Source organism: uncultured Prevotella sp., assembly GCF_946407605.1.
Classification (GTDB): domain Bacteria; phylum Bacteroidota; class Bacteroidia; order Bacteroidales; family Bacteroidaceae; genus Prevotella.
Genome location: NZ_CAMJOS010000013.1, coordinates 49,523 through 75,472 on the forward strand (window position 1 = coordinate 49,523; position 25,950 = coordinate 75,472).

The following is a 25,950-nucleotide window of genomic DNA, read 5'->3' on the forward strand; positions in this document are numbered from 1 at the left end:
TGATATTTAGGTCTATACCTTATAATACTTCAATTTGCGGATGCAAAGTTACTAAAAATATCGATACGTTGTTCTCCGAAAGGCTACTTTTTTGTGTTAAAAAATGAAAAAGCAAGCGTTTCTTGAGATATATCATTGATACAGAAGCGGGTGTCTGGTCGGTGGTTCACCAGCCATATAATCTGTCCGTCTCTATCGCAGAGCACTAAAGTGCGACGTTTTTCGAAGATGCTGATATGGCGGTCTGTCAGATAGTCGCTCACTAATTTGGTACCTTTCATGCCAAAGGGCTGAAAGCGATCACCGGTTCTTATTGGGCGAAGAGTTAGGGGAAAATGAACTTTCGATGCGTCGAGCGAGGCCTTTGAGGGGTCCTTCTCTATATGTTGCCCATGGATTAGTTCTATACGCAGTTTAGCCGTTTCATGGTAGATATAGTTACCAGTTTCAGGAATGCGAAGGGTGGGGAGTTCGTCTGTTACAGGCTCTACCATAAGACGGCCCTGGTTGAAAGTTAGCTGATGAGAAGCCGACTGCCACTCTTTTCCAGCCTGTAGCGTGTTCAGCGACAAACTGATGCTCTCGATGATTTTGGGAGAAAACCCCAATGGCATGAGCCATTCGAAGAGAATGCTTTCAGGCGATGGCTCCTGTATAAGCGTGTTAACGTCGATGGAATCGTTGCTTTTGATTCTCGACAATGTTTCACGCATAGTTTCATCATAGACAGCTGCTGCCTCATTTAGTCGCTGAGCTGTGGTTAGGATTTGCTGACAGGCACTGGGGTTAATGTCTTTTAACTGTGGAATGATGTTTAGACGTATCTTGTTTCTGGTGACATCGGCCTCTAAGTTCGATGAATCCGTAATAAATGGTTGCTTCTGTTCTTCAAGCCAAGCCGTAATCTCGTTCCTGCTGACGCAGAGTAAAGGTCTTAGGATATAGCCGTTGCGGGCTTTGATGCCAGTGAGGCCATGAATGCCAGTGCCTCGAAGTAGGTTCATGAGGATGGTTTCCACTGAGTCGTCCTGATGGTGAGCTACACAGATGCCGTCGGCTCCAATATCCTGTCGTAATTCCTCGAAATAACGATATCGTAGTTCACGTGCAGCCATTTCAATGCTTACTTGATGTATCTTGGCATATGTAATTGTGTCAAAATGAATTAAGTGAAGCTCAATGTGAAGTTGTTTGCACAGCTCTTTCACAAAGTTTTCATCTCGGTTGCTCTCATCACCTCTTAGATGAAAATTACAATGAACAGCTTCGATTTGATAGCCCATCTGGTGCATCACCATCAACATGCAAACGCTGTCTGCGCCACCACTCAAGGCAACTAGATAACGCTTCTCGCGATTAAGCAGATGCTGTCGTTCAATAAATTGTGCTATCGTGTGGAGAAACCTCAAACCTAAATAATCTTAGACATTATACCTCAAATCATTCAACATAGAGAACAAGTCCCTTTAGATATTCGCCTTCTGGATGGAAAATGTTGATGGGATGGTCGGCAGGCTGGTGCAGCTGATGCAGGATTCGTACCTTACGTTTGGCCAATGCCGCAGCTGTGAAGACAGCATTTCGGAAGTGGTCTTTCGTCACCACCTGCGAACAGGAGAACGTAAACAGAATACCGCCTCTCTCAATCTTCTCGAAAGCTTTTTGATTCAGGCGTGTATAGCCTTTAAGGGCATTGTGTAAGGCACCGCGGTGCTTAGCGAATGCTGGCGGATCAAGTATTATAAGGTTATAGTCTTTGATGCCGTCCAGATATTTGAAGGCGTCTTCGCAGAATGCCTCATGTCGCGAGTCGTTAGGGAAGTTAAGTTCCACGTTGCGTCTTGTCAGTTCGATGGCTTTTGCCGAGCTGTCAACAGAGTGCACCAGTTCAGCACCACCACGCATGGCATAGAACGAGAAACCACCTGTATAACAGAACATATTCAGCACTCGCTTGCCTTTGGCGTATCTTTCCAGTAGGGCGCGGTTCTCGCGTTGGTCAACAAAGAAGCCCGTTTTCTGGCCTCGCAGCCAGTCCACATAGAACTTCAGCCCATTTTCCATTGCAATGTTATTGTCTGTCTTACCCAGCAGGAAACCGTTTTCTGGGTCCATGAAGGGTAGGGTGGTCTCGCTTTTATAATAGATGTTCGATATTCTTCCCTCCATTACCTTTGCCAGCGACTTGGCAATATCGTGACGAGCCAGGTGCATACCGATGCTGTGAGCCTGCATCACAGCGGTGTCGTCATATATATCAATGATGAGTCCTGGCAGCAGGTCACCCTCGCCGTGCACCAGTCTGAATGCGTTGGTGTTAGGATTATCGGCCAGTCCGATGTCTTTTCGCATCTGAAACGCCGACTGCAGACGTGATGTCCAGAACTGTTCGTCGATATCCACATCGTTGAAGGTCAGGACTCGTACGGCGATAGAGCCCTGCTGATAGTGGCCCACAGCGATGAAACCGCCCTTTTCGTTGACCACACGCACCACCTCTCCTTCTTCTATGCCGTTGTCGGCATGATGAATAGCACCTGAGAATATCCAAGGGTGAAAGCGAAGCAGGCTTTCTTCCTTACCGCGTTTCAGATATATTGTTTTCATTTTCTTGAATAATTAGTTCGTAATCGTTTGATTCCTTTAGTCTTATCAGCTCTTCATAAATTCTGATGCAAGCCCACGCATCGGTGGCAGCATATATCTTCTGTTTGTCGCTTAGGATATCTGCTTCCCAGTTGCTGAGCTGCTGTCGCTTGCTGATTTTTTCTCCAAACAGGTTGGCATACAGCTTCTGCAGGCTCAAGTCTTCTATACCTATATCTTTGACATGATCTTGTATGTCGATGAAATGGCCGATTTTAAAATCGCCAATTTTATGTAGTGAGTTGATGTCATCGTGCCACGAAAGGCCAATCTTCTTAACTGTCTTGTCCTCCAGCAGTTCTATGAGTGCTGGTGTGAATCCAGTGTGGTTTAATCTGAACAAGAAGCAGGTGTCAGGTGTTGCCACCTGTAGCAACGACACCTTATACTGATGTCCACGTTTGAACGAAGGTCTTGTCTCCGTATCAAATCCTAAAATCCTTTGCGACAAGAGATAGCGTACAGCCTTTTCTGTCTCTCCGGGAGTCAGAATCACAATGATTCTTCCTTCGAACTGAGCGACGGGAAGCGACGAAATTCGCGCCTTGTCATACTTGTTATATACCGTTTTCGACATGTTTTATTGTTTTCGAGGTGCAAAAATACAAAAAAAATGTCTTTTTTTGATGATAACTGATTTTTTTCGACTAATTTTGCAGAAGAATTAACAATAAGAAGAAAAATGGCAAAGAAAAAAGGTAAGAAATCGGCATCTCAGGGTCCACGCATGTCATTGTTGGAGTCATTGGGTATTAAAAATATAATTCAGATATTTCAGAACGAACGCTTGCACTTCTTTTTGGGCATGTTGCTCTTTGCATTGTCCATCTGTCTGACGTGGGCTTTTGTCTCGTTTTTCACGACGGGTGCTGCTGACCAGAGCATCATTGAGAATTTGCGAGAGGGCGATCTGGCCAACGAGCCTCAGAAGTTTGGCAATTCCGTAGGTAGTCTGGGTGCCTATGCCGCCTATTTCTTTATGAATCGCTGTTTCGGAGTGGCTGCTTTCGGTATTCCCTTGTTCTGTTTCCTTGTTTCGCTGGCAGTGATGAAGGTTTATAGGCCTTCGTTGCTTAAGTGGTTTATTGGTATCGCCCTTTTTGTCGAGTGGTTCTCTGTGGCGCTGGCCAAGTTTGCTACACCTCTGGTGCCTGATAGCCATTTCTGTCCTGGTGGTGAACATGGCATATATGTATACCGCTTTATAGAGCGCTATATTGGTACTCCAGGCTTATTGGCTGTGCTGATAGTGGTGGCCATTTTGGTGCTGATGTATGTCAGTTCCGAGACTATTGTGTGGATACGTAAGATCCTGAATCCCATGCGCTTCATCGACAAGGTGAAGTTTACGGTAAGCAGCGCCGATTCTACAGAGGTGCCTGCCGATGACTCTTACGAGAACCTGATTAAGACGGATGATGACCCTGTTTACGATAATCCTGAGACGCAAGTCGTTGATTTTGGTACTGAAGAGGATGACGAGCCTCAGGTGACCATTACGCCGACAGAGACAGAGCATCCTGCCGATCCTGATATTGAGATTGTTGTGGCTGGTGAAGAGGAGAAAGGCGACGCCGATGCACCTCAGGTGGCCATAGAAGATTTGGAACCCTACGACCCCAAGCGCGACCTTGAGAACTATCACTATCCCACGCTCGACTTGCTGCAGGAATATGAAGACGACAGCAAGCCCTATATTGACATGGAGGAGCAGACGAAGAACAAGAACCGCATTGTGGAGGTGCTGCGCAACTTCGGCATCGAAATCAGCAGCATCAAAGCTACCGTTGGTCCTACCATCACGCTCTATGAGATTACGCCAGCCCAGGGTGTGCGTATCTCCAAGATTCGTAACCTGGAGGACGATATCGCCCTGTCGTTGAAGGCTCTTGGCATCCGTATTATCGCACCTATACCAGGTAAGGGAACCATCGGTATCGAAGTACCTAATGAGAAGAAGAATGTAGTGTCGATGCGTAGCGTACTCGACTCGAAGAAATTCCAGGAAGCCACGATGGAGTTGCCCTGTGCTATGGGTAAGACCATTACCAACGAGGTGTTTATGTTCGACCTCGCTAAGGCGCCTCACCTTCTGGTGGCTGGTGCTACTGGTCAGGGTAAGTCTGTTGGTTTGAACGCCATTCTCACCTCTTTATTATATAAGAAACACCCTGCCGAACTGAAAATTGTGTTGGTTGACCCCAAGATGGTTGAGTTCAGCATCTATGCCAAGATAGCCAACCACTTCCTTGCTAAGGTGCCCGACGATAATGCGTCGGCCATCATCACAGACACTACCAAGGTGATTCGCACCCTGCAGTCGCTCTGTGTGGAGATGGATGCCCGTTACGAGCTGCTGATGGCTGCTGGCGAACGTAATATCAAGGACTATAACCGCAAGTTCATTGCCCGCAAGCTGAATCCAGAGAAGGGACATAAGTACATGCCATATATCGTAGTGGTCATTGATGAGTATGGCGACCTGATTATGACGGCAGGCAAGGAAATAGAGCTGCCCATTGCCCGTATTGCCCAGAAGGCCCGTGCTGTGGGTATCCACATGATCATTGCCACGCAGCGTCCTACCACTAATATCATTACGGGTACCATCAAGGCTAACTTCCCTGCCCGTATTGCCTTCAAGGTGTCGCAAGGCATTGACTCTAAGACCATTCTTGACCGTATGGGTGCCCAGCAGCTTATTGGACGTGGTGATATGCTTTATCTGCAGGGCAACGATCCTGTGCGTGTACAATGTGCTTTCGTCGATACCCCTGAGGTTGATGAAATCAATCAGTTCATTGCCGACCAACAGGGTTATCTGGAGCCTTACGAGCTGCCCGAGCCTCCTGTAGGTGAAAGCGATGGAGCCTCTTCTGGTAGCAACGATGCCGACCTGAGCCACCTTGACCCGATGTTCGACGATGCCGCCCGACTCATTGTTCACGAGCAGAGTGGCTCAACGAGCCTCATCCAGCGTAAGTTTGCCATTGGCTACAACCGTGCTGGCCGATTGATGGACCAGTTGGAGAAGGCAGGCATTGTGGGCCAGGCTCACGGCTCAAAGCCTCGCGAGGTGCTTATCCAGGATGATATGAGTCTGGAGAACTTACTGAATTCTCTTCATTAAAATATAAGATATGAAAAAGATTGTTTTTGTTTTGACAATGATGCTTGGATGTCTGTCGTGGACTTCCTCGCATGCTCAAGATGCCAAGAAGGTACTTGATAAATGTGCTGCTGCCGTCAGTTCTAAGAATGGCGTGCAGGCCGACTTCACCATGAATAGTGCTCAGTATGGTGACACCAGCGGAAGGATTTCCGTCAAAGGTCGCATGTTTACTGCCACCACATCGATGGCTACGCTATGGTTCGACGGTAAGACTCTATGGACCTATATGGCTAACAACGACGAGGTGAATGTCACCACACCCTCTGACTCGCAGTTGCAAGTGATGAATCCCTACAACTTCATCAACATGTACAAGAAAGGCTTCGACTACACCATGACCCAGAAGGGCAATGCCTTCCAAGTGCACCTCACAGCTACTGACGCTTCAAAGAAGGTACGTGAGATGTATATCACCGTTGATAAGAAAACCTATCACCCCACAGAAGTTAAGTTGCTCCAAAAGCAGCAGTGGACTACCTTTACCATTAGTAACCTGAAGACAGCCAAACTCAGCGATAATGTCTTCCGCTTTAACTCTAAGGACTTCCCCACGGCTGAAGTCATCGACCTGAGATAAATATGAACCGTTGGAAACTTTTTCTGATGCTGCGCAAGCAGAATAGCCTCGCTATTCGCCGCAGCCCCGCTTTCGAACAGAGTGTTGTCGCCCGAGTCATGATGGTTATCGGTGCCGGCTTCATGATTTTCTACCTCATCTTCTTGGGTGTTGTGATGGCTATGCCAGCAGCCGAGAGCCATCATTACACCATCCTGCTGGCAATGGTTCCCCTGTGGCTCACCATCGACTTTGGTATGCGTTTTGCCGTACAGCAGACACCCTCTGTGGTGGCCAAACCCTATCTGCTTCAGCCCATGCCTTTCCTTTCTGTTGTCGAAACCTATCTGGTCAACTCGCTGATTACTGGCTATAACCTGACGTGGCTGTCGCTCTATGTGCCCTATGCCATCATCATCTTCTTTGGTGGTGCCTCGTTCTTCTCGGCTCTGTCGGTTATCATCTGTGGCTTGATCCTCACCATGTCCAACAGTCAGTTCTACCTCATGGTGCGCACCCTCTGCGGACGTTCATTGCTCTGGTGGTTTCTCCCTGTGCTGGTCTATGGTGGCTTTTGGCTGCTATTGCCTATCGATGCCGACCTGTTCGACAAACAGATGGATTTCCTCTGTGACTTCACCTATGCCTGGTATTTCCCTCTGTTCTGTATAGCCCTGCTTGCTGGTCTTTTCTTTGTGAACCGTTGGATGCAGTTCCGCTTTGTTCGTGAGGAGATTGCCAAGCAGGAAAAGAAAGAGACAACCATGAAGAACGTGTCGCAGTTCACTTTCTTTGAGCGTTTCGGACAGACGGGTGAGTACCTCAAGCTCGAACTGAAGTCCATCATGCGCAACAAGGCCATCCGTTCTCGAGTAATCATGAGTCTGACCCTCATCACCGTCTTCTCGCTGCTCATATCCTATACCCCTATCTACGACGGCCGTATGATGCTCAATTTCTGGTGCTTCTACTGCTTCGGACTCTACGGCATGACCACGCTGGTCAAAGTCATGGGACCCGAGGGCAACTATATCGATTTGCTGATGACCAACAAGGAGAACACGCTCATGCTGCTCAAGGCCAAGTACTACTTCCATGTAGCCATCCTTTTCGTTCCCCTGCTGCTCATGCTGCCCGCCGTCATCGCTGGCAAGTTCTCGCCCCTTATGATGCTGGCCTACCTGCTGCTCAGCAGCGGCCTGCTCTATTTCACTTTGTTCCAACTGGCTGTCTATAATAAGCAGACGTTGCCTCTGAACGAAAAGATTACGGGCAAGAACAATGTGGAGAACGGCATCCAGCTCATCATCCAGTTGGTGGCTATGATCACGCCGCTGGTGCTGGTGTCTGTGCTCATCCTGCTGGTAAACGAGGACTTTGCCTATATCGTGCTTTCCATCGTGGGTCTTATCTTTACCCTCACGCATCCTATCTGGTTGCGCCACATCTATGTCCGCATGATGAAACGTAAATACGAGAATCTCGAAGGTTTCCGTGCTTCACGATAAATCCGAGACAAAACACCTTCTTTCATTTAAAAAGATAGTCTCATAAAATATAAATAGGTGAAACTGTTAACAGCTTCACCTATTTTATTTGATAATAGTCTTGACGTCTTAAAGAATTGTCTTGACTGCTTCGAGCATTCCCTTAGCCTGAATGAGGTCGAGGAACTGCTTGAGCAAGGCGTTGAGACCAGGAATCTTGTTGAGGTCTTCCTGCCAGATAAACTCAGCAGCGAGCACGCCATCAACAATCTTCTGTGTGTCGCCAGTAGCCCAGAGGTCAGACAGCAGCTGCATAATCTTCGGGTCGTCGTTAGGCACAATCTCTGTACCGTCTGCACGCTTACCACCTTTATAATAAGTGATGATGGCTGCAAGACCGAAGACAAGACCCTTAGGCAGCTCGCCCATACGTTCCAGATAGGTTTTCACGCCAGGCAGGTCTCGAGCCTGGAACTTGGGGAATGAGTTGAGCATGATGCTGGTAACCTGATGGTCAACATAGGGATTGTCGAAACGCTCGAGCACGTCACCAGCAAACTTCTCCAGCTCGTCCATCGGCAGGTCGAGGGTCTGCATGAGTTCGTCGAACTGCACCTTATGGATATACTTTGAGATGACCTCGTGGTTGCAGGCATCGCGCACAATGTTGACGCCGCTGAGGAAGGCCACAGGTGAGAGCACTGTGTGAGGACCGTTGAGCAGGGTAACCTTACGCTTGTGATAAGGCTCCTCTGAGGGTACGAACAGCACATGCAGTCCAGCCTTGTCGGCAGGGAACTCTTTCTCCACTTCCTTCGGAGCCTCGATGACCCACAGGTGGAAGTTCTCTGCCTGCACCACCATATTATCGCGATACGAAATCTTCTCCTGAATCTCAGCAATATCCTTGCGGGGGAAGCCTGGCACAATGCGGTCTACGAGGGTGGCATAAACGCCGCAAGCCTCTTCGAACCATACCTTGAAGCCGTCGCCCAGTTGCCACAGTTCGATATACTTATAGATGCAATCCTTGAGCACATGACCATTGAGGAAGATGAGCTCGCAGGGGAAGATGATAAGACCCTTCGACATATCGCCGTTGAAGGTCTGATAGCGGCGATAGAGCAGCTGTACCAGTTTGCCAGGATAACTGCTGGCGGGAGCGTCATCAAGTTTACAGGTGGGGTCGAAAGCGATGCCAGCCTCGGTAGTGTTAGAGATGACGAAACGTATCTCGGGCTGATCGGCCAGCGCCATGAAGGCTGCATTCTGTGTGTAAGGATTCAGGGCACGACTGATGACGTCGATACGCTCGAGGGTGTTGACGGGCTTACCGTTCTCACGACCCTGCAGGTTGACGTGGTAGAGACAGTCCTGTGCATTGAGCCAGTCAACCATACCTTTCTCAATAGGCTGCACAACGACGACAGAGCCGTTGAAGTCGGTCTTTTGGTCCATGTTCCAGATAATCCAGTCCACGAAAGCACGGAGGAAGTTTCCCTCGCCAAACTGAATCACCTTCTCAGGCATGACGCTCTTAGGAGCGAATTGTTTGTTTAGTGGTTTCATTTCTAATTGTTTGTCTGTTTTTAAGAAAACAGCCAGGAGCACGGTCGCTTCTGGCTGTTCTTATAATGAAGTAATCAGATTACTTTTTGTTCAGGGCGAGGTCAATCTCCACAGCGATAGACACCGTAGCACCTACCATGGGGTTGTTACCAATACCCAGGAAGCCCATCATCTCAACGTGAGCAGGAACAGAAGAAGAACCTGCGAACTGAGCGTCGGAGTGCATACGACCCAGCGTGTCAGTCATACCGTAAGAAGCGGGACCTGCAGCCATGTTATCGGGGTGCAGGGTACGACCAGTACCACCACCAGAAGCTACTGAGAAGTAAGGCTTGCCAGCGAGCACGCGCTCCTTCTTATAGGTACCAGCCACGGGGTGCTGGAAGCGGGTGGGGTTGGTAGAGTTACCAGTGATAGATACGTCAACGTTCTCCTTCCACAGGATGGCAACACCCTCACGAACGTCGTCAGCACCGTAGCACTTCACCTTGGCGCGAGGACCGTCAGAATAAGGAACTTCCTTCACGACCTTCACCTCACCAGTGTAGTAGTCGAACTGAGTCTGTACGTATGTGAAACCGTTGATACGGCTGATGATCTGGGCAGCGTCCTTGCCAAGACCGTTCAGGATCACGCGGAGGGGCTTCTTACGAACCTTGTTGGCCATCTCGGCAATCTTGATGGCACCCTCGGCAGCAGCGAAGCTCTCGTGACCAGCCAGGAAGGCGAAGCACTCAGTCTCCTCGCGGAGCAGACGAGCGGCAAGGTTACCGTGTCCGATACCTACCTTACGATCGTCAGCTACTGAACCAGGAATGCAGAAGCTCTGCAGACCGATACCGATGGCCTCAGCAGCCTCAGCGGCTGTCTTCACACCCTTCTTGATGGCGATAGCAGCACCACAAACATATGCCCATTTGGCATTCTCGAAGCAGATCAGCTGAGTTTCCTCACACATCTGGTAGGGATCCACACCTGCCTTTTCACAAATCTCGTTGGCCTCCTCGATAGAGTTGATGCCATTCTCCTTCAGAGCAGCAAGAACCTGGTTGATACGGCGCTCCTGACTCTCAAACTGTACTTTTCTAATCATAGTCGTATCCTCCTTTATTCTTTACGTGGGTCAATAGCTTTAACTGCACCCTGCTCCTCGCTTGTGCGACCGTAAGAGCCGGTGAACTTCTTCAGAGCCTCGTTGGCATCCATGCCGTTCTTGATAGCCTCCATCATCTTGCCGAGGTGGACATACTCGTAACCGCAAACCTCGTTGTTGGCATCGAGATACTGCTTGGTGATGTAACCTTCAGTCAGTTCCAGATAACGTGTACCTTTGGCAACAGTGCCATAGAGTGTACCAGTCTGTGAACGGAGACCCTTACCCAGGTCTTCCAGACCAGCACCGATAGCCAGACCGCCCTCAGAGAAAGCACTCTGTGTACGACCATAGACAATCTGCAGGAAGAGCTCGCGCATAGCGGTGTTGATAGCATCGCAAACGAGGTCGGTGTTCAGAGCCTCGAGGATGGTCTTACCAGGCAGAATCTCAGAAGCCATAGCAGCTGAGTGAGTCATACCTGTGCAGCCGATGGTCTCGACGAGTGCCTCCTGGATGACGCCGTCCTTCACGTTCAGGCTCAGCTTACAAGCACCCTGCTGAGGAGCGCACCAGCCAATACCGTGGGTATAGCCCGAAATGTCCTTGATCTCTTTGGCCTGAATCCACTTGCCCTCTTCGGGGATGGGAGCAGGACCGTGGTTGGGGCCTTTGGCCACAACGCACATGTTTTCAACTTCCTTAGAATAAATCATTGTTACCTATTTTAAAATAGTGAATTTGTTTTCGTGGCTGCAAAGTTACACATTTTCATTGAAAATACCTAAAGTTAGGTAGATTTTTTTATTGAAAGAAAAAAGAAAAGGGACGGATGCTTGGTCCGTCCCTCTTTTTATGTGCATTTTGTTATGTCTAGATGATAACTTTGCCCCTGTTTCTTACTTAATCAGTTCCACGCTACGCTGCAGGAACTTGTCCAAAGCTTCGCCCTTTAGCATGCCGTTCTGAAGCAGGGCGAGGTCAATGAGCTGGTGTACCACCTCGTTATTAGCGGCGAAACCACTAATCACGCTCTGCTTCTTCTCCTTCTGCTCGTCGATGGCCTTCTGCGTGTTGGCCTTGTCGTCCTTCACTTCCTGCGATATTTCCTCAGGCTTCTTACCCTCGGTTTTCTGGTTCAGGGCAGCCAGACGTGCCTCCTGACCCTTGATCTCGCTCTCGATGGGCTGAAGCTCAGTTGAAAGTTGAGCGTTGAAAGTTGAAAGGATATCCTTCACCAGACGGTGGTCGCTGTTCAGTACGATGTTGAATGAGTCAGGCATCTGGCCGTAGAAGCCCATGCCACTCTGATAACGGCTCATCTCCTTCATACGGCGCATCCACTCGTTCTGTGTGATGACCACAGGACGCTGCTCGGCACCCAGGGCGTTGACCTCAACGATGAACTCGGCCTTGTCGAGCTTTGGCATCTGACTCTGGAACACGGCTGACAGATTGTCACGCTCTGTGTCACTCAGGTCGGTCTTGGGTTTGTCCTCCTTCTGAATCAGATGGTCCACGGTGTCAGAATCCACACGTGTGAAGCGGCTCTTCTCAAACTTCTGCTCCAGCGTCTGGATGCAGGGCACGTCGAGCTGTCCGTCGAACAGCAGCACGCTGTAACCCTTATCCTGAGCGGCCTTGATGTAAGAGTACTGGTCGTCCTTGTTGGTGGCATAGAGATAGATGAGGTTGCCGTCCTTATCCTTCTGTGCAGCCTCGATAAGTGTCTTGTACTCATCGAAGGTGAAGTACTTGCCCTCTGTATCCTTGAAGAGTGAGAAGTCCTTGGCGCGGTCGTAGAAGTTCTCCTCAGTCAGAATGCCGTAGTTGATGAAGAGCTTCAGGTCGTCCCACTTCTCCTCGTAGGTCTTGCGGTCCTCGTTGAAGATAGCCTTCAGACGGTCGCTCACCTTCTTGGTGATATACGTAGAAATCTTCTTCACCTCGCGGTCGCTCTGCAGATAAGAACGGCTCACGTTCAGAGGAATATCAGGTGAGTCGATGACACCATGCAGCAGGGTGAGGAACTCAGGCACGATGCCTTCCACCTGGTCGGTCACGAACACCTGGTTGCAGTACAGCTGAATCTTGTTCTTCTGCAGCTCCAGCGAGTTCTTGATGCGGGGGAAGTAGAGGATACCCGTGAGGTTGAAAGGATAGTCCACGTTGAGGTGAATCCAGAACAGGGGCTCGTCGTGCATGGGGTAGAGGGTGCGATAGAACGATTTGTAGTCCTCGTCCTTGAGCGATGATGGCGCCTTGGTCCACAGGGGCTCTACATTATTTATAATATTGTCCTCTTCGGTATCTACCTGCTTGCCGTCCTTCCATTCTGTCTTCTTGCCGAAGGCTACGGGCACAGGCAGGAACTTACAGTATTTGTTGAGCAGCTGCTCCAACTTGTATTTGTCGAGGAATTCCTTCGAGTCGTCGTCGATATACAGGATGATGTCCGAGCCGTGGGCCTCGCGCTCAGCGTCGTCAATCTCATAGGCAGGACTGCCGTCGCAGCTCCACTTCACAGCCTTCGAGCCTTCCTTCCAGCTCTTGGTGATAATCTCCACCTTCTTCGATACCATGAAGCTGGAGTAGAAGCCCAGACCAAAATGTCCGATGATGTTGTTGGCATTGTCCTTGTACTTCTCAAGGAAGTCCGTCACACCCGAGAAGGCAATCTGATTGATATATTTGTCAATCTCCTCCTCAGTCATGCCGATACCGTGGTCGCTAATGGTGATGGTACCCTTGTCGGCATCCAGGCTCACACGAACGGTCAGGTCGCCCAGCTCGTCTTTGTAGTCGCCCTTTTCCTTGAGGGTCTTCAACTTCTGCGTAGCATCGACGGCGTTCGACACCATCTCACGCAGGAAAATCTCTTGGTCGCTATAGAGAAACTTTTTGATGACGGGGAAGATGTTCTCGGTTGTAACCCCAATGTTACCTTTTTGCATATCTTGTTGTATTTTAATGTTCCGACATGCAAAAAGCAAAATTCGTGCCAAAAGTCAATCGGCTGCGTGCCCAAAGAAATATTGTCCGCGTTTGCGGGTGATGCTGCCATAGTTGATGGCATGCTTGGGACAGTGGTGATAGCACGCCAGACAGTTGGTGCACGAGCCGTCGTGCTGCCATTGGGGCAGGGTGTCCGTCAGCTTGACGTCGCCAGTGGGACAAACCTTCTCGCACTTGCCGCAATGGATGCATAAATCCGCATCGACGCTGAACTTCTTGTCAGTAATCATCTTGGCATTGAAGTAGGCTCCGATAACGTGGGTGAAGGTCCATGGTGTCAAGCCACGTGTGGTCCTGACAATGTTGGCCTTTCGGTCTGTAATCTCCTTGCCGATAGTTTCTAAGTCCTTGCTGGCCTGCGATATCTTTTCATCCTCTCGCTCAGGTGTGTCGGTATACATAAACGGCAGACACACATACGATTCCGGCATGATGAGTGAATAGAGGCTTGAGGCCTTCAGTCCCTTCTTCCCAAGGTCTTTGTTCAGCAGTTCCATGGTGCGTCCTATGCTGTCGCCGCAGGTCACCAATGCAAAGACAAAGGTGTTGGCTTTCACCAGAAACGTTGCCTTGCTGATAAACGCCCTGACGATATGCGGCGGCTGCCAGCCATGAACGGGAAAGCAGAAGCCCAAGCGCTCGCCCTCCTGTAGTTCATACTTGCACTCGCCCTTCATCTCGTCTGGTATGAAGAGTAGTCTCTCGCCCGTTGCCTGAGTCAGCGTCTCGGCTGCCCATCGTGTATTGCCTGTACCTGAGAAATAGAAAATCATGGCACAAAATTACAAAAAAATCTCCAACCTCAAACATCAAGTCTCAAATATTTTGTACCTTTGCAGCCGAAATGAGATATTTTGTCACTTTAAGCTACGACGGAACCCGTTTTCACGGCTGGCAGATACAGCCCAACGGCATCTCGGTGCAGGAGGAGTTGCAGCGAGCCTTGTCGCTGTTGCTGCGTGCCGACATCCAGATTACTGGTGCCGGACGTACCGATGCCGGTGTTCATGCCCGTATGATGGTGGCCCACTTCGACTTCGAGGGCGCTGTCGATTGCCAGCAGCTGCGTTATAAGCTGAACCGCCTGCTGCCCCACGATATTGCCATACAGACGGTGGAACCCGTGAGCGATGAGATGCATGCCCGCTTCTCGGCCACCTCACGTACCTATTATTATTATATACACACCGAGAAGTCGCCCTTCGAGTGTCATTATTCTTGCGAGCTGCACTATCCGCTTGACTTCAATCTGATGAACCAGGCTGCTGCCATGCTGCTCGACTATGAGGACTTTGGCGCCTTCTGCAAGAGTCATGCCGACGTCAAGACCACGCTCTGCCACGTTACTAAAGCCGAGTGGCACCAGCTGTCGCCGTCGAAGTGGTATTTCGAGATTACCGCCAACCGTTTTCTGCGCAACATGGTGCGTGCGGTGGTAGGCACGCTGATTGAGGTGGGTCGTGGCCGCTTGTCTCTTGACGATTTCCGCAAGGTCATCGAGGGTAAGCGTCGCACCGAGGCTGGCGAGTCCATGCCAGGTAATGCGCTGTTTCTTCAGGATATCAAATATTAAGTCGAAAAACCAATGTGGTTAATATTAGCATTTCTCTCTGCCGCATTCCTGGGCATCTACGACTCTTTGAAGAAGAAGGCCCTCAAGGATAACGCGGTCATCCCCATACTTTTTCTCAACACGCTGTTCTCGTCACTTATCTTCCTGCCCTTCATTGTGCTGAGTGCATCGACGGAAGTGCTCGACGGCACCATCTTCCATGTGGCCAGCGGCGGTTGGGAGGTACATAAGTACATCGTGCTCAAGGCCCTCATCGTGCTGTCATCGTGGGTGCTGGGCTATTTCGGCATGAAACACCTGCCGCTCACCATCGTTGGTCCTATCAACGCCACACGTCCTGTGATGGTGCTCGTTGGTGCCCTGCTGTTCTTTGGCGAACGGCTCAACGTATGGCAATGGATAGGTGTGTCGTTGGCTGTCCTGTCGTTCCTGCTTCTGAGTCGTAGCGGCAAGAAAGAAGGCATCGACTTCAAGCACGACCATTGGATCTATATGATTGTGGGTGCTGCCGTCATGGGAGCCATCAGCGGCCTCTACGACAAATACCTCATGGCGCCAGAGTCAGAGGGCGGGGTAGGGCTCGACCGCATGATGGTGCAGTCGTGGTACAATATCTACCAATGCTTCATGATGCTGGTCATGCTGATGCTGCTGTGGTGGCCCAAGCATAAGGAGACCACACCCTTTCATTGGGACTGGGCCATCATTGGCGTGAGCATCTTCCTGTCAACAGCCGATTTTATGTACTTCTATGCCCTGAGCATTCCTGCCGCCATGATCAGCATCGTTTCTATGGTGCGCCGAGGCAGCGTCATCGTGTCGTTCCTCTGTGGTGCTGTGCTGTTCCGCGAAAAGAACCTGAAATCCAAGGCTATAGACCTTGCTCTGGTGCTGTTGGGCATGATATTCCTGTATATCGGCAGCAGGTAGAAACGGGTGCTGTTTGCGAACTTTTGCAAACCGAAAAATAAAATGCGAATTATTGCGAATCAAAAAGTTTGCGTAATTCGCTTTTTTGTTATACCTTTGCGACATGAATCAACTGATGACCATATTGACTCAGCGTGAAGTGTTCCTTCTGGTTATAGGTTCCATCACCTATATCGTGCTCTTCATCGTCACCGTGCAGAACAGCCGACGTAAGATTCTGCTGCTGCGACAGCGATTAGATAAGGTACACGCGATACAGGAGGAGAACGAGACCAAGAGCCTGCAGCGTATAGAACAAAACAAGGTTAAGATTGCAGAGCTGGAGGAACTGCTCAGGAAGCTGGGCGACGAGAACTCCATGCTGCGCTTGGAGCTGGAAGAGAAGAAGGCCAAGTTGGACTATGCCAACAAGATGGCCATCATCGAGAACGAGAAACGCGGTCAGGCCGAGACCGCCATCTTCGAGTCCGACGTCTATCTCCGCCTGAAACAGCTGCTCACCGAAGGCCGTAGCCTGGGCGAGGAAGACTGGCAGCAGCTGTCGTCTATCGTGAATAATATCTATACGGGCTTTACCGAGAAGCTCTATAGCCTCTATAACATGAGCGAGCAGGACTACAGGGTATGCCTATTAATTAAGGTACGTGTGCAACCTAAGGATATTGCCACCCTGACGGCCCACTCCAAAGAAAGTGTCGCCTCCACCCGCAGCCGCCTCTACCAGAAAATCTTTGGCAAGAAAGGCTCCACGCGCGACTGGGATGAGTTCATCCTCTCATTATAATTCGTAAATGTATCATTCTTTAAAATAGATTTGTTATGATTGAGTATTTAGCTAACAACATGTGGCAAGTATGGGCTGTAGTAGCCGTCTTGGGATTGATCCTTGAGTTGTCGTCTGGCGACTTCTTCATCATGTGTTTTGCCATTGGTGCCTGTGGCGCTGCCATTGTGTCGCCCTTTGCAAATATCTACGTCCAGCTGGCTGTCTTCGTGGTTATCACCGCTATTAGCATCTTTGTGGTGCGCCCCTTCGCCCTTCGCTATCTGCACAAGGCCGACGATGACCGTGTGAGCAATGTCGATGCCATGATAGGTCAGCAGGGCCGTGTCAGCGAAACCATCCAGGCTGGCGGCTATGGCCGTGTAGCCATTGGTGGCGACGACTGGAAAGCTGTATCCTCCTCCTCTGACGAGATACCCGTTGGCACACGCGTCCGTGTGGTCAAGGTCGAGAGTATCATCATCACCGTCGAGCCCTTTTAATAACATTTTCAGATAAACCATTCAATTAAATATTAAAACATTATTATTATGGATCCTTTCTTTTATTTTTTGATTGCAGCAGCCGTGTTAGTGCTGTTCTTCGCCAAGATGGCGCTGGTTATCATTCCCCAGTCCGAAACCAAGATCATTGAGCGTCTGGGTCGCTATCATGCCACCCTGAAGCCAGGTATCAACCTCATCATCCCCTTCATCGACAAGGCAAAGAATGTGGTGGTGCTCAAGTACGGACGCTATGTCTATTCAAACACCATCGACCTGCGCGAACAGGTGTACGACTTCCCCAAGCAGAACGTGATTACCAAGGATAATATCCAGATGGAGATCAACGCCCTGTTGTACTTCCAGATCATGGACCCCTTCAAGTCCACCTACGAAATCAACAACCTGCCCAATGCTATCGAGAAGCTCACGCAGACCACCCTTCGTAATATCATCGGTGAACTTGAACTCGACGAGACGCTCACATCACGCGACACCATCAACACCAAGCTGCGTGCCGTCCTCGACGATGCCACCGACAAGTGGGGTGTTAAGGTCAACCGTGTCGAGCTGCAGGACATCACGCCTCCCAGCTCTGTGCTCAACGCCATGGAGAAGCAGATGCAGGCCGAGCGTAACAAGCGTGCACAGATTCTGACCTCTGAGGGTGAGAAGGCTGCCGAGATCCTTGCTTCTGAAGGTGAGAAGACCGCTACCATCAACCGTGCTGAGGCTGCCAAGCAGCAGGCCATCCTTACTGCCGAGGGTGAGGCCCAGGCCCGCATCCGCAAGGCTGAGGCTGAGGCCAAGGCTATCGAGCTCATCACCGATGCTGTAGGCAAGAGCACCAACCCCGCCAACTACCTCCTGGCTCAGAAATACATCCAGATGCTCGAAGAGCTGGCCCAGGGCGACAAGACCAAGACCGTCTATCTGCCTTACGAAGCCACCAACCTCATGGGCTCTATCGGCGGCATCAAGGAACTCTTCAAGGGCGAGTAATCCCTCCGCTCCTTATAATAAAACAAAGGCATCGAGTTTTTCGATGCCTTTCATTTTTACCCCTTTCATCTCTTACAAGACTCCCATGCAAGATGTCGTTCCCAGCGCCGTCAGCGCTGCCGTCAGTATCGATACGATAATCTGAATAACTGTCTTCCAACTTTCTTTCTTCATAGCTAATTAAAATTTTAATTGTTATTGGTTAAAGGTTGGGGCCCCTTTAATCATAGGGACAAGCCCCTATGCTAGGTTATTCGACCCCTTCGGGGCCCCTTGGTCTATTCTCTTTGACCTACGGTCTAGTCTGCTCACGCTCGGTAGAGCTCAAGCGAGCTTGGCTCTCCTCTCGCTTACTCGCAGCCTTCACCTTTCACCTTTCACCTTTCACCTTAGTTATACCCGTCGTCGCCACCTTCGCCGCCAGAGTTGCCTCCGGTGTTGTCACCACCGCTGGTGCCACCGCCCTGGGTGCCGCCGTTGTTGTCGTCACCATTCGTGGGGTTCGTGGTTCCGTTCTCCTGCTCGGGATCTTCAACGTTACCCTCGTCAGTCGAGGTCACGCGCTTCACCTCCTTGCCCTCGCGGTCGTAGCAGGTGATCTGCACGGCAGTCTTCGACAACTCGTCCTTCAGGTCGACGTCAGGAGTGAAGATGATGCGTCGACTTGAGATGAGGCCAGCCTTCACCTTGTTCACGTCGTCCACGCTCTTGGCGCGCAGTCCGAAGCGCATGGTGCCCAGTCCAGGCAGCGCTACAGAGTGGCCTTCGGTGGCCCATGCCTTGATAACCTCACCAGCTGCATCCCAGCAGGCCTGCATCACGCCTCGGCTCACACCTGAGCGCAGGGCTGCCTCCTTAATCACCTTGTCTTGAGTCAGAGCCGTGTAGAGCTCAGGCATCATCACGTAACGGTAGGTCTCTGCATACTTGCCCACCTTAATCAGTTGTTCTTTAGCTTTTACTTTAAGTGCCATAATGTTGTGTTTTTTTAATGGTTAAACTTTAAATTGTTAGTGTTTCTCACGTGTCTCCAGATAGACTCCATTTTTGCCACTTAACTTAAGAAAATTATCTCGCTAGCTAAGAAAAAATATTTCTCTAGTTAGGGCGCAAATTTTATCTCCTTTTGACAATGCAAAGTTACTAAAAATAAAGATGCAATGCAATACTTTCCCCAAAATATTTTTCATGAAAATAAAAATATTTTTGTTGATTTTTTTTACGTGTCCACTAGGCGCGTCGCCGTTTAGGCGTTTAGGCGCGTCATTTGAAAAATCGATAGGCATGCTGTGCATCAAATCTATTATATATAATTATTATATATTATAATATATAATAATTATATATAGAATATATACCTATGCTGCTACTAAGCAAAATCCTAATGTAACGCCGATGCGCCTAAACGGCGATGCGGCTTGATTAATTATGGCGACAGGCTATTTAGAATTCTCTTTTAGGTCCAGAAACGAAAAAATCCACGTAAATGTTTGGAATTATCTGTATAAGTTTGTATCTTTGCAGACGATAGATAAATGCGAAGAAATATGAATGCAGTATCAATGAACAATCTTTGGAGCTATCTCCAGGGCCTTTCGCTTACAGCCAGCAACCGCAAGTGGTTGGCAGAAAAGCTGATTGCCCCTGTCAAGGAGCAGACCGCTACGCCACCCGTATTGCAGACATGGGACGAGGCAATGGCTGATCTTGACGAGTCGGAGCGTGAGTTTGAACGTGGCGATGTGATTACAGGCGAAGAGTTCAACGCTCAGTGTCAGTCGCTGATATGTTAAGGGCGACTTGATACGCATTTCTGCCTTCTGGGATATGCGAATGAATCCAGATAAATTGCGTAAGACAATATAAAATGTAGAACCTAATAACTGAAATGCCTATGGGCTGAGAGAAATATAAAAAAGGACATATAGGATGAATATCCGCTTTTAGATTCTTGTTCCTAGAAATCGGCAAAATTTCAAAAAGAATATTCAAGAACTGAAGTCGGAGTTCGCGCCTGATGGCGTGGACTTTTGCTCGTTTAAGAATATTAGGTGTTTGCCGATACCTTAGGAACGTAGACGAAGTAAATTGTCCACGTTTTCTTTTGTTGAATTTAAATCTAAGAAATTACTATAATTATGAGAAAGTTGATTGTAAAAGTATTGTTGCTTGCCATGACATCAATCATGACTCAAAACGTTGGTGCGTATGATTTCAACAAAGGTGGTTTATACTATAGCAAAATCAATGAGACAGAAGTTGAAGTAGTTAAAAATCCATATGGCAAATATACTGGAGTTATTTATATTCCTTCGTCTATTGATACTCAATCAGGAACTTTCGAGGTCGTAAAGATTGCTGAGTTGGCCTTTTCAAGTAGTACAGTCACTTCTATAACTTTACCTAATTCTATTAAGGAAATAGATAGATGTGCTTTTTTGAATTCATCATCTTTGGGTAGTGTTTTTTGGGGGAATAATATACAAAAGGTAGAAGAAGACGCATTCCTTAATTGCAATAATCTTTCAAGTGTGCACATCAATGACCTTGCTGTCTGGTGTAATATTGTTTTTGAAGGGACCTATTCCAACCCATTGATGTATGCTCATCATCTATTTTATGACAACAATCTAATTACAGACTTAATTATACCAGAAGGTGTTACTGAGATTAAATTTAATGCTTTTGCTGGTTTGAATGAAATAGAATCAGTCACATTGCCCAAGAGTCTAAAGAAAATTAACACAAGTGCATTCTATTGGTGTATATCACTTACACAAGTTAATGTCGAGAGTTTGACGGATTGGTGTAGCATTACATTTATGGACAATCCTCTTAAATATGCTGGTAATCTCTGCGTTAATGGTGAGATTATTACAGATTTAGTTATACCAGAAGGTGTAAAAAAAATTGGAGATAATACATTTAATGGATGTTCGGCAGTTTCATGCATTATTCCGGCAGGTGTCGATTCTGTTGGAAACTCAGCATTCTATAACTGCTCCTTTTTACAGGAGGTAACTATCCCTTCTGATCTCTCTTATATTGGAAATTACGCATTTTCACATTGTAAGTCCTTGCAGTCTATAAATCTACCTAATAGTATAAAAGAATTAGGTAATGGTGTTTTTAGTTCATGTATCTAAACGGGTATAAACAACCAGGAATATCTAATACCAACTGCGCATAAAGCGCTCATTTTCAATAGCTTTTGATTTTTAACACTTGATGACTGGAATTTGGTAGTAACCGAATTTCAGTATATTTTTGCAACGTATTTCTACCGCGAGGAATTTACGAGGCCTGAAAATCGTCATTCTGCGGACTCAGTTGACAAAGTGTAACGACGGGGTGCAAAGGGTGACAAAACAGGACGGACGGATTCGGAGATAGTCACGATGCGGTCTGAGTTGACATCTGGCGACAATGGTGTATGAAGGTTGACTCAACGGTAGGGAAAATAGAATGAATGTAAAAACTATCAAAAGTGACAAGAAAATGAAGCAAGTTAGAAAGTGCAAGTATTGTGGTAAGGAGTTCGTGGCAAGGAGCGGAATGCAGAAGTTTTGCTGCGAGGAGTGTCAGACGAAGGCGAAGGAAGCCAGGAAGAAGCGGCAGCAGGATTTTATGAATGCCGTGGAGCCAGTCATTGGTTTACAGAATCAGGAATACCTGACGTTTGCCAAGGCAGCGTTACTCATGGGGTGTTCTCGGCAGTATGTTTATAAGTTAGTGAACGAGGGGAAACTGGCGGCATCGAGAATCAGCAGCAGGATGGCTTTTATCCGAAAGGCTGATATTGAGAAAATGCTGGCGGTAAATCCGTATCATCGGGTGTTACCGACGAACAGACCAAAGAAGTCCGCTGTTTCAACGACAAAGAGGGAAAAGGCAAGTGCCAAGAGTTTGGAGAGTAATGTCCAAGAGTCGGAGGTGCTCGACTACATTTCCGGCGAGGAAGTAATGCGCATCTATAAAGTTAAGAAGTCATGGCTATATACTTCGGCCAAGCGGAACCAAGTGCCAGTATGTAGGATTGCTGGGATGAACTACTATAGTCGGAAACACATGGACGCATTGTTTGGCAAGTCGGCTGATGTGGAGGCCGTCAGCGAGTGGCTGACTATGAAGGAAGCACAAGAACTATACGGCATGAGTGCTGCATCTGTCCGATCCAACGCCTATCGCCATCATATTCCGACAAAGCGTGAGTATGGCCAGACCTACTACTCCAAAGACCACTTTGAGCAATTGAGGCGCACTGACCTTATGAATGATGACAGCTATTACACAGCCAGAGAAGCCGCCGAGAAGTACGGGATGAGCACCGCAAATGTCGGCATCATTGCCAAGAAGAGTAATATCTCCTCTGTCAAGGTTGGCGTGAAGAACCTGATCCCAAAAGTGGACTTCGACAGGGTAATGGCTGAAAGACTGGCCCAATTTGGCAGCTACTCCCTTGTATGAATAACCAAGTAAATCCACGGATTATAAACAATCAGAATGGGCATTATCATGGTCAGCACCTCACCAACCAACATTATCTGTCAATTATTGACGCATTATGCGTAATAATGTTGATAATCGGGGAATAATGAGGTAATTTTGACACCGTGAAGAGACGCTTCACCAAGAATATTCACTAAAATATAATAATGTATATGAGCAACATCTGTAAGACCGTGACCCTCCGCACACGGAAAATCAAAGGCGGAGAACAGCTTTCGTACTATCTGGACTACTATCCAGGTTATCGTGACGAATCGACGATGAAGGTCATGCGCCATGAATCGCTCGGCATCTACGTCTATGCCAAGCCGAAGAACCAGCGTGAGCGTGACTATAACGACCGCATGCGCGAGAAGGCTGAGGCCCTGCGCTGCCGTCGCTACGAGAGTATCGTCAACGAGCGCTATGACTTTTTCGACAAGGAGAAGATGAAGGGCAGTTTTCTCGACTACTTCAAGGACAAGGCGTACAAGAAAAACACGAAGTGGGAGAATGTCTATCTGCACTTCAAGCAGTTCTGCAACGGCAAGTGCCGCTTCGATGAGATCAATGTCGATTTCTGCAACAAGTTCAAGGAGTTCCTGATGACTGCCCACCAGCTCAAACACACGGAGTACACCTTACATATAAATAGTATAGCTGGATATTGGTCAACTTTCCGCGCCGTGCTCCATACCGCCTACCGCGAGCACAAGATTATGGAGAATCCCAACGGCTTTTTGGAGCGCATCGACACCATCCCCACGGAGAAGGAGCATCTTTCTCGTCAAGAACTTGTGAACCTTGCCAATACCCCCTGTTCCTCTGAGGTGCTGAAGAAGGCCTTCCTCTTTTCTTGTCTGACAGGTCTGCGCAAGAGCGACATCAAGCAGCTGACCTGGGACAAGATCCAGCCTTACGGTGACGGTGGCATGTACGTCACACTCCGTATGCAGAAGACGAAGGAACTGGTGAACAACCCCATCAGCAATGAGGCTTTGGAGCTGATAGGCTACAATGATGGCGATGAGAACCGAAAACCGACAGACAAGGTCTTTGTCGGCTTCAACGACAGCCTCACCCAGGCTCCGCTGAAGAACTGGCTGAAGGAGGCTGGCATCACAAAGCATATAACCTATCATTGCAGCCGTCATACACTGGGCTCGCTACAGGTCGAGGCAGGCACCAGCGTCTATACCGTCCAGCATATCCTTGGTCATAAGAACGTCGCCACGACTCAGATCTATGCCGCGATGGCCGACGAGTCGAAGCGCGAATCAGTTGACAAAATTACTCTGAAATCCGCGAAAATCGCCCAAATGAAGGCCGTATGAGTCGTAAAAGTGTTAAAATACGACTTTTTATTTTTTTAGAGCAAGAATATTTTGGAAAAAATGTACTTTTGCGGCGATAAAAATACGTATATCTATTAAAATTTGTAAGTAATGAACAGAAAATTAAAAAAACTCGAGATTAGTGACATAGCCATATTAGTGGCTATTAGTGTGTTAGTTCTTATTGTGTCGTATATGTTGGCCGCCCAACTATACGACAAGAGCCATCTCATTCCTTACGGTGTTCTTGTTGTGCTGTTTTTTCTTTTGCTGGAATCCGGTGTCGTATGCTGTTACTCCTTCCTGGACAAGCTTAGTAGCGTCTTTACTAAGAAGCAGCAGAAGGATCCCTCTGTGATGATTTCGGATGTCAAACAGGATGAACAGGAGAGGGAGTCGGGAATCTACAGGCAGAGCGAAACGGACAGCATCGCAGAAGCCGAGGAGTTCAAACTCAAGAGGCAGAATGTCATACATGACTACATCTTCTGGGCTATGGCTCCCATTTTGGAAGAGGAGGAGATGGCTGCGCTATGGTTGGAGTATAAAGAATGGCTTGAACGTCCTCTTTACAAGCCTAAAGGTCGTAACTGGAAATGGAAGGCCGATAAGGATGTAAGGAATCTTGATGCTCGTCATTTGACATGGAACATTGCTAGGAGAATGGGCTTAGGGGTAGACAAACATTGTGCCTATACCACAGAACTATGCGGAAAGTTCATCAACAATTTGTTTCCAGATCTGTGTAAAAACACTGATTGGTTTACATTGTCAAAGTCCTTAACCGCAGACCCGGAGAAAGGTTATATCAAAATAGACAAACCTGACTCAAAAACTTCAATAGCCTTCCATTATCCTGTTCCATCGGAAAAGGAGGAAGAATAAGCCAAAGCCACGAGAAGCTTTAACGACAACACCGCAGCGTCAACCTATTTAGGATTAGTGCTGCGGTGTTCTCGTTGTTTATATCCTGCCATCATGGTAGCAAGTACCAACCATCCATAACAGCCAGAACACAGATTGCACACAGCTAATAGATATACTAACTACTATTATTACCAGTACATTTTTAGTTCTATCTGCTACTAACCGCATTATACTATCATTACTGATGCATTATTCCTGATAATCTTGATAAGCGGATGATAATGTCGTTTCTTTGCAGCCGAGATACAAAAGTCTCAGCGTGTAAATATGCTTAATGATAAATTATCATTCGACGACCTTCCACAGGTCGTCGCCGAGCTTCGAGATGAAGTCATCGGCATGAAGGTACTGCTGTCTGACCTTCAGAAAGGACAAACACAGCAAAAGATTCAACGCGTGCGTCGCACGATGAACGTGGAGGAAGCGGCTGACTATCTCCGTATGCCCCTGAACACCCTCTACATGAAGTTGCAGAAAGGTGAAGTGCCAGGATTGAAGCCCGGCAAGAGGTGGGTGCTATACAGCGATGAGTTGGACAAGTATCTTGAGGTGAAGCGCAAGAACGCCGTGCCGATGACCACCGAGGAAGAGAATGATGCCATCCTTTCGTCCCATCGTCGTAAACCCAACAAGCGTGACTGGTAACATGTCTGACATGACTGAGTGTACAATGTATAGAGTGTATCAGTTGTATGCATTGAAGACAATGTCCACAACGTATCCGGTTTCTGCACTGTCCACAGTGTATGTGTATACAGCGTTTACACTGGCTACAGTATATACAACGATTACAGTGTCTGCAATGTGTATGTTATCTGCAATGAAGACAATGTATACAGAGTATTCAACGAATACAGTATATACAAGAAATACATTGTCAATAGCGTACAAA

At 48.2% G+C, this 25,950-nt stretch carries 24 protein-coding genes; 14 read left to right on the forward strand and 10 right to left on the reverse strand.

Going from position 1 to position 25,950, the window contains the following annotated elements:
* Nucleotides 1–83: 83 nt before the first annotated feature.
* The 3 genes from tilS to Q0R57_RS07300 all read right to left on the reverse strand — a co-directional run bounded on the left by tilS (nt 84) and on the right by Q0R57_RS07300 (nt 3,223).
* Nucleotides 84–1,292, reverse strand: coding sequence for a tRNA lysidine(34) synthetase TilS (gene tilS / locus Q0R57_RS07290; RefSeq protein ID WP_294745449.1), 1,209 nt, complete (start codon nt 1,290–1,292; stop codon nt 84–86).
* A 148-nt stretch (nt 1,293–1,440) separates the two neighbouring features.
* The gene (locus Q0R57_RS07295; protein WP_294745359.1) at nt 1,441–2,607 is read right to left on the reverse strand and encodes a class I SAM-dependent rRNA methyltransferase; all 1,167 of its coding nucleotides are present in this window, start codon (nt 2,605–2,607) and stop codon (nt 1,441–1,443) included.
* Complete coding sequence (locus tag Q0R57_RS07300; protein WP_294745362.1) at nt 2,579–3,223, reverse strand: 3'-5' exonuclease; 645 nt, start codon at nt 3,221–3,223, stop codon at nt 2,579–2,581. Before Q0R57_RS07300 ends, Q0R57_RS07295 begins: the two co-directional genes overlap by 29 nt.
* A 150-nt stretch (nt 3,224–3,373) precedes the next feature.
* Between Q0R57_RS07300 and Q0R57_RS07305 the strand changes: the two genes are divergently transcribed.
* Genes Q0R57_RS07305 through Q0R57_RS07315 form a run of 3 tightly spaced genes read left to right on the forward strand, consistent with a single transcriptional unit; the run spans nt 3,374 to nt 7,882 of the window.
* Nucleotides 3,374–5,776 carry a DNA translocase FtsK gene (locus Q0R57_RS07305; RefSeq protein ID WP_294745451.1) on the forward strand — a complete coding sequence of 801 codons (2,403 nt, stop codon included), beginning with the start codon at nt 3,374–3,376 and terminating at the stop codon, nt 5,774–5,776.
* A gap of 10 nt (nt 5,777–5,786) precedes the next feature.
* Complete coding sequence (locus tag Q0R57_RS07310) at nt 5,787–6,395, forward strand: LolA-like putative outer membrane lipoprotein chaperone (RefSeq protein ID WP_294745364.1); 609 nt, start codon at nt 5,787–5,789, stop codon at nt 6,393–6,395.
* A gap of 2 nt (nt 6,396–6,397) precedes the next feature.
* Nucleotides 6,398–7,882 carry a DUF5687 family protein gene (locus Q0R57_RS07315; RefSeq protein ID WP_294745367.1) on the forward strand — a complete coding sequence of 495 codons (1,485 nt, stop codon included), beginning with the start codon at nt 6,398–6,400 and terminating at the stop codon, nt 7,880–7,882.
* A 108-nt stretch (nt 7,883–7,990) separates the two neighbouring features.
* Here Q0R57_RS07315 and Q0R57_RS07320 read toward each other — a convergent pair whose 3' ends face one another.
* From Q0R57_RS07320 to Q0R57_RS07340, 5 genes are all read right to left on the reverse strand, one after another.
* Nucleotides 7,991–9,430: a tagaturonate reductase gene (locus Q0R57_RS07320; protein ID WP_294745370.1), complete on the reverse strand. Its 1,440-nt coding sequence runs from the start codon at nt 9,428–9,430 to the stop codon at nt 7,991–7,993.
* Nucleotides 9,431–9,509: 79 nt separating this feature from the next.
* Nucleotides 9,510–10,523 carry a GGGtGRT protein gene (locus Q0R57_RS07325; protein ID WP_294745372.1) on the reverse strand — a complete coding sequence of 338 codons (1,014 nt, stop codon included), beginning with the start codon at nt 10,521–10,523 and terminating at the stop codon, nt 9,510–9,512.
* Nucleotides 10,524–10,537: 14 nt separating this feature from the next.
* Nucleotides 10,538–11,239, reverse strand: a complete 702-nt coding sequence (locus tag Q0R57_RS07330) for a hypothetical protein (RefSeq protein ID WP_294745374.1) — start codon at nt 11,237–11,239, stop codon at nt 10,538–10,540.
* A gap of 183 nt (nt 11,240–11,422) precedes the next feature.
* The gene (gene htpG / locus Q0R57_RS07335; protein WP_294745376.1) at nt 11,423–13,477 is read right to left on the reverse strand and encodes a molecular chaperone HtpG; all 2,055 of its coding nucleotides are present in this window, start codon (nt 13,475–13,477) and stop codon (nt 11,423–11,425) included.
* Nucleotides 13,478–13,531: 54 nt separating this feature from the next.
* A complete protein-coding gene (locus tag Q0R57_RS07340; RefSeq protein ID WP_294745379.1) occupies nt 13,532–14,311 on the reverse strand; it encodes an EFR1 family ferrodoxin in 780 nt (259 codons plus the stop codon).
* Between the two features lie 71 nt (nt 14,312–14,382).
* On the opposite strand from Q0R57_RS07340, the gene truA reads away from it, so the two are divergent.
* From truA to Q0R57_RS07365, 5 genes are all read left to right on the forward strand, one after another.
* Nucleotides 14,383–15,111 carry a tRNA pseudouridine(38-40) synthase TruA gene (gene truA, locus Q0R57_RS07345; RefSeq protein WP_294745381.1) on the forward strand — a complete coding sequence of 243 codons (729 nt, stop codon included), beginning with the start codon at nt 14,383–14,385 and terminating at the stop codon, nt 15,109–15,111.
* Between the two features lie 12 nt (nt 15,112–15,123).
* Nucleotides 15,124–16,041, forward strand: a complete 918-nt coding sequence (locus Q0R57_RS07350; RefSeq protein ID WP_294745384.1) for a DMT family transporter — start codon at nt 15,124–15,126, stop codon at nt 16,039–16,041.
* A 103-nt stretch (nt 16,042–16,144) separates the two neighbouring features.
* The gene (locus Q0R57_RS07355; RefSeq protein ID WP_294745387.1) at nt 16,145–16,825 is read left to right on the forward strand and encodes a hypothetical protein; all 681 of its coding nucleotides are present in this window, start codon (nt 16,145–16,147) and stop codon (nt 16,823–16,825) included.
* Between the two features lie 35 nt (nt 16,826–16,860).
* On the forward strand, nt 16,861–17,307 hold the full coding sequence (locus Q0R57_RS07360; protein ID WP_294745389.1) for an NfeD family protein: 447 nt from the start codon (nt 16,861–16,863) through the stop codon (nt 17,305–17,307).
* A gap of 48 nt (nt 17,308–17,355) precedes the next feature.
* A complete protein-coding gene (locus Q0R57_RS07365; protein ID WP_294745392.1) occupies nt 17,356–18,309 on the forward strand; it encodes an SPFH domain-containing protein in 954 nt (317 codons plus the stop codon).
* Nucleotides 18,310–18,381: 72 nt separating this feature from the next.
* Here the strand turns inward: Q0R57_RS07365 and Q0R57_RS07370 are convergent, their stop codons facing one another.
* Together Q0R57_RS07370 and Q0R57_RS07375 are read right to left on the reverse strand one after the other, a co-directional pair.
* Nucleotides 18,382–18,483, reverse strand: a complete 102-nt coding sequence (locus tag Q0R57_RS07370; RefSeq protein ID WP_294745395.1) for a smalltalk protein — start codon at nt 18,481–18,483, stop codon at nt 18,382–18,384.
* Nucleotides 18,484–18,698: 215 nt separating this feature from the next.
* The gene (locus Q0R57_RS07375) at nt 18,699–19,283 is read right to left on the reverse strand and encodes a DNA-binding protein (RefSeq protein WP_294745397.1); all 585 of its coding nucleotides are present in this window, start codon (nt 19,281–19,283) and stop codon (nt 18,699–18,701) included.
* 573 nt (nt 19,284–19,856) lie between these two features.
* Here Q0R57_RS07375 and Q0R57_RS07380 point away from each other — a divergent pair.
* The 6 genes from Q0R57_RS07380 (at nt 19,857) to Q0R57_RS07405 (ending at nt 25,703) form a co-directional block, all read left to right on the forward strand.
* On the forward strand, nt 19,857–20,102 hold the full coding sequence (locus Q0R57_RS07380) for a hypothetical protein (protein WP_294745399.1): 246 nt from the start codon (nt 19,857–19,859) through the stop codon (nt 20,100–20,102).
* Between the two features lie 345 nt (nt 20,103–20,447).
* On the forward strand, nt 20,448–21,455 hold the full coding sequence (locus tag Q0R57_RS07385) for a leucine-rich repeat domain-containing protein (RefSeq protein ID WP_294745402.1): 1,008 nt from the start codon (nt 20,448–20,450) through the stop codon (nt 21,453–21,455).
* A gap of 352 nt (nt 21,456–21,807) precedes the next feature.
* Nucleotides 21,808–22,776 carry a helix-turn-helix domain-containing protein gene (locus tag Q0R57_RS07390; RefSeq protein WP_294745404.1) on the forward strand — a complete coding sequence of 323 codons (969 nt, stop codon included), beginning with the start codon at nt 21,808–21,810 and terminating at the stop codon, nt 22,774–22,776.
* 194 nt (nt 22,777–22,970) lie between these two features.
* Nucleotides 22,971–24,131, forward strand: coding sequence for a site-specific integrase (locus Q0R57_RS07395; protein ID WP_294745407.1), 1,161 nt, complete (start codon nt 22,971–22,973; stop codon nt 24,129–24,131).
* Nucleotides 24,132–24,242: 111 nt separating this feature from the next.
* Nucleotides 24,243–25,016 (forward strand): hypothetical protein, encoded by a 774-nt coding sequence (locus Q0R57_RS07400; protein ID WP_294745409.1) that lies wholly within the window; start codon nt 24,243–24,245, stop codon nt 25,014–25,016.
* 309 nt (nt 25,017–25,325) lie between these two features.
* A complete protein-coding gene (locus tag Q0R57_RS07405; protein WP_294745412.1) occupies nt 25,326–25,703 on the forward strand; it encodes an excisionase family DNA-binding protein in 378 nt (125 codons plus the stop codon).
* Nucleotides 25,704–25,950 lie beyond the last annotated feature (247 nt).

Excerpts from the sequence above, each read along its gene's own strand:
- tilS (WP_294745449.1), bottom strand. The coding sequence starts at position 1,292 with ATGCACCAGATGGGCTATCAAATCGAAGCTGTTCATTGTAATTTTCAT.
- Q0R57_RS07295 (WP_294745359.1), bottom strand. The coding sequence starts at position 2,607 with ATGAAAACAATATATCTGAAACGCGGTAAGGAAGAAAGCCTGCTTCGC.
- Q0R57_RS07300 (WP_294745362.1), bottom strand. The coding sequence starts at position 3,223 with ATGTCGAAAACGGTATATAACAAGTATGACAAGGCGCGAATTTCGTCG.
- Q0R57_RS07305 (WP_294745451.1), top strand. The coding sequence starts at position 3,374 with ATGTCATTGTTGGAGTCATTGGGTATTAAAAATATAATTCAGATATTT.
- Q0R57_RS07310 (WP_294745364.1), top strand. The coding sequence starts at position 5,787 with ATGAAAAAGATTGTTTTTGTTTTGACAATGATGCTTGGATGTCTGTCG.
- Q0R57_RS07315 (WP_294745367.1), top strand. The coding sequence starts at position 6,398 with ATGAACCGTTGGAAACTTTTTCTGATGCTGCGCAAGCAGAATAGCCTC.
- Q0R57_RS07320 (WP_294745370.1), bottom strand. The coding sequence starts at position 9,430 with ATGAAACCACTAAACAAACAATTCGCTCCTAAGAGCGTCATGCCTGAG.
- Q0R57_RS07325 (WP_294745372.1), bottom strand. The coding sequence starts at position 10,523 with ATGATTAGAAAAGTACAGTTTGAGAGTCAGGAGCGCCGTATCAACCAG.
- Q0R57_RS07330 (WP_294745374.1), bottom strand. The coding sequence starts at position 11,239 with ATGATTTATTCTAAGGAAGTTGAAAACATGTGCGTTGTGGCCAAAGGC.
- htpG (WP_294745376.1), bottom strand. The coding sequence starts at position 13,477 with ATGCAAAAAGGTAACATTGGGGTTACAACCGAGAACATCTTCCCCGTC.
- Q0R57_RS07340 (WP_294745379.1), bottom strand. The coding sequence starts at position 14,311 with ATGATTTTCTATTTCTCAGGTACAGGCAATACACGATGGGCAGCCGAG.
- truA (WP_294745381.1), top strand. The coding sequence starts at position 14,383 with ATGAGATATTTTGTCACTTTAAGCTACGACGGAACCCGTTTTCACGGC.
- Q0R57_RS07350 (WP_294745384.1), top strand. The coding sequence starts at position 15,124 with ATGTGGTTAATATTAGCATTTCTCTCTGCCGCATTCCTGGGCATCTAC.
- Q0R57_RS07355 (WP_294745387.1), top strand. The coding sequence starts at position 16,145 with ATGAATCAACTGATGACCATATTGACTCAGCGTGAAGTGTTCCTTCTG.
- Q0R57_RS07360 (WP_294745389.1), top strand. The coding sequence starts at position 16,861 with ATGATTGAGTATTTAGCTAACAACATGTGGCAAGTATGGGCTGTAGTA.
- Q0R57_RS07365 (WP_294745392.1), top strand. The coding sequence starts at position 17,356 with ATGGATCCTTTCTTTTATTTTTTGATTGCAGCAGCCGTGTTAGTGCTG.
- Q0R57_RS07370 (WP_294745395.1), bottom strand. The coding sequence starts at position 18,483 with ATGAAGAAAGAAAGTTGGAAGACAGTTATTCAGATTATCGTATCGATA.
- Q0R57_RS07375 (WP_294745397.1), bottom strand. The coding sequence starts at position 19,283 with ATGGCACTTAAAGTAAAAGCTAAAGAACAACTGATTAAGGTGGGCAAG.
- Q0R57_RS07380 (WP_294745399.1), top strand. The coding sequence starts at position 19,857 with ATGAATGCAGTATCAATGAACAATCTTTGGAGCTATCTCCAGGGCCTT.
- Q0R57_RS07385 (WP_294745402.1), top strand. The coding sequence starts at position 20,448 with ATGAGAAAGTTGATTGTAAAAGTATTGTTGCTTGCCATGACATCAATC.
- Q0R57_RS07390 (WP_294745404.1), top strand. The coding sequence starts at position 21,808 with ATGAAGCAAGTTAGAAAGTGCAAGTATTGTGGTAAGGAGTTCGTGGCA.
- Q0R57_RS07395 (WP_294745407.1), top strand. The coding sequence starts at position 22,971 with ATGAGCAACATCTGTAAGACCGTGACCCTCCGCACACGGAAAATCAAA.
- Q0R57_RS07400 (WP_294745409.1), top strand. The coding sequence starts at position 24,243 with ATGAACAGAAAATTAAAAAAACTCGAGATTAGTGACATAGCCATATTA.
- Q0R57_RS07405 (WP_294745412.1), top strand. The coding sequence starts at position 25,326 with ATGCTTAATGATAAATTATCATTCGACGACCTTCCACAGGTCGTCGCC.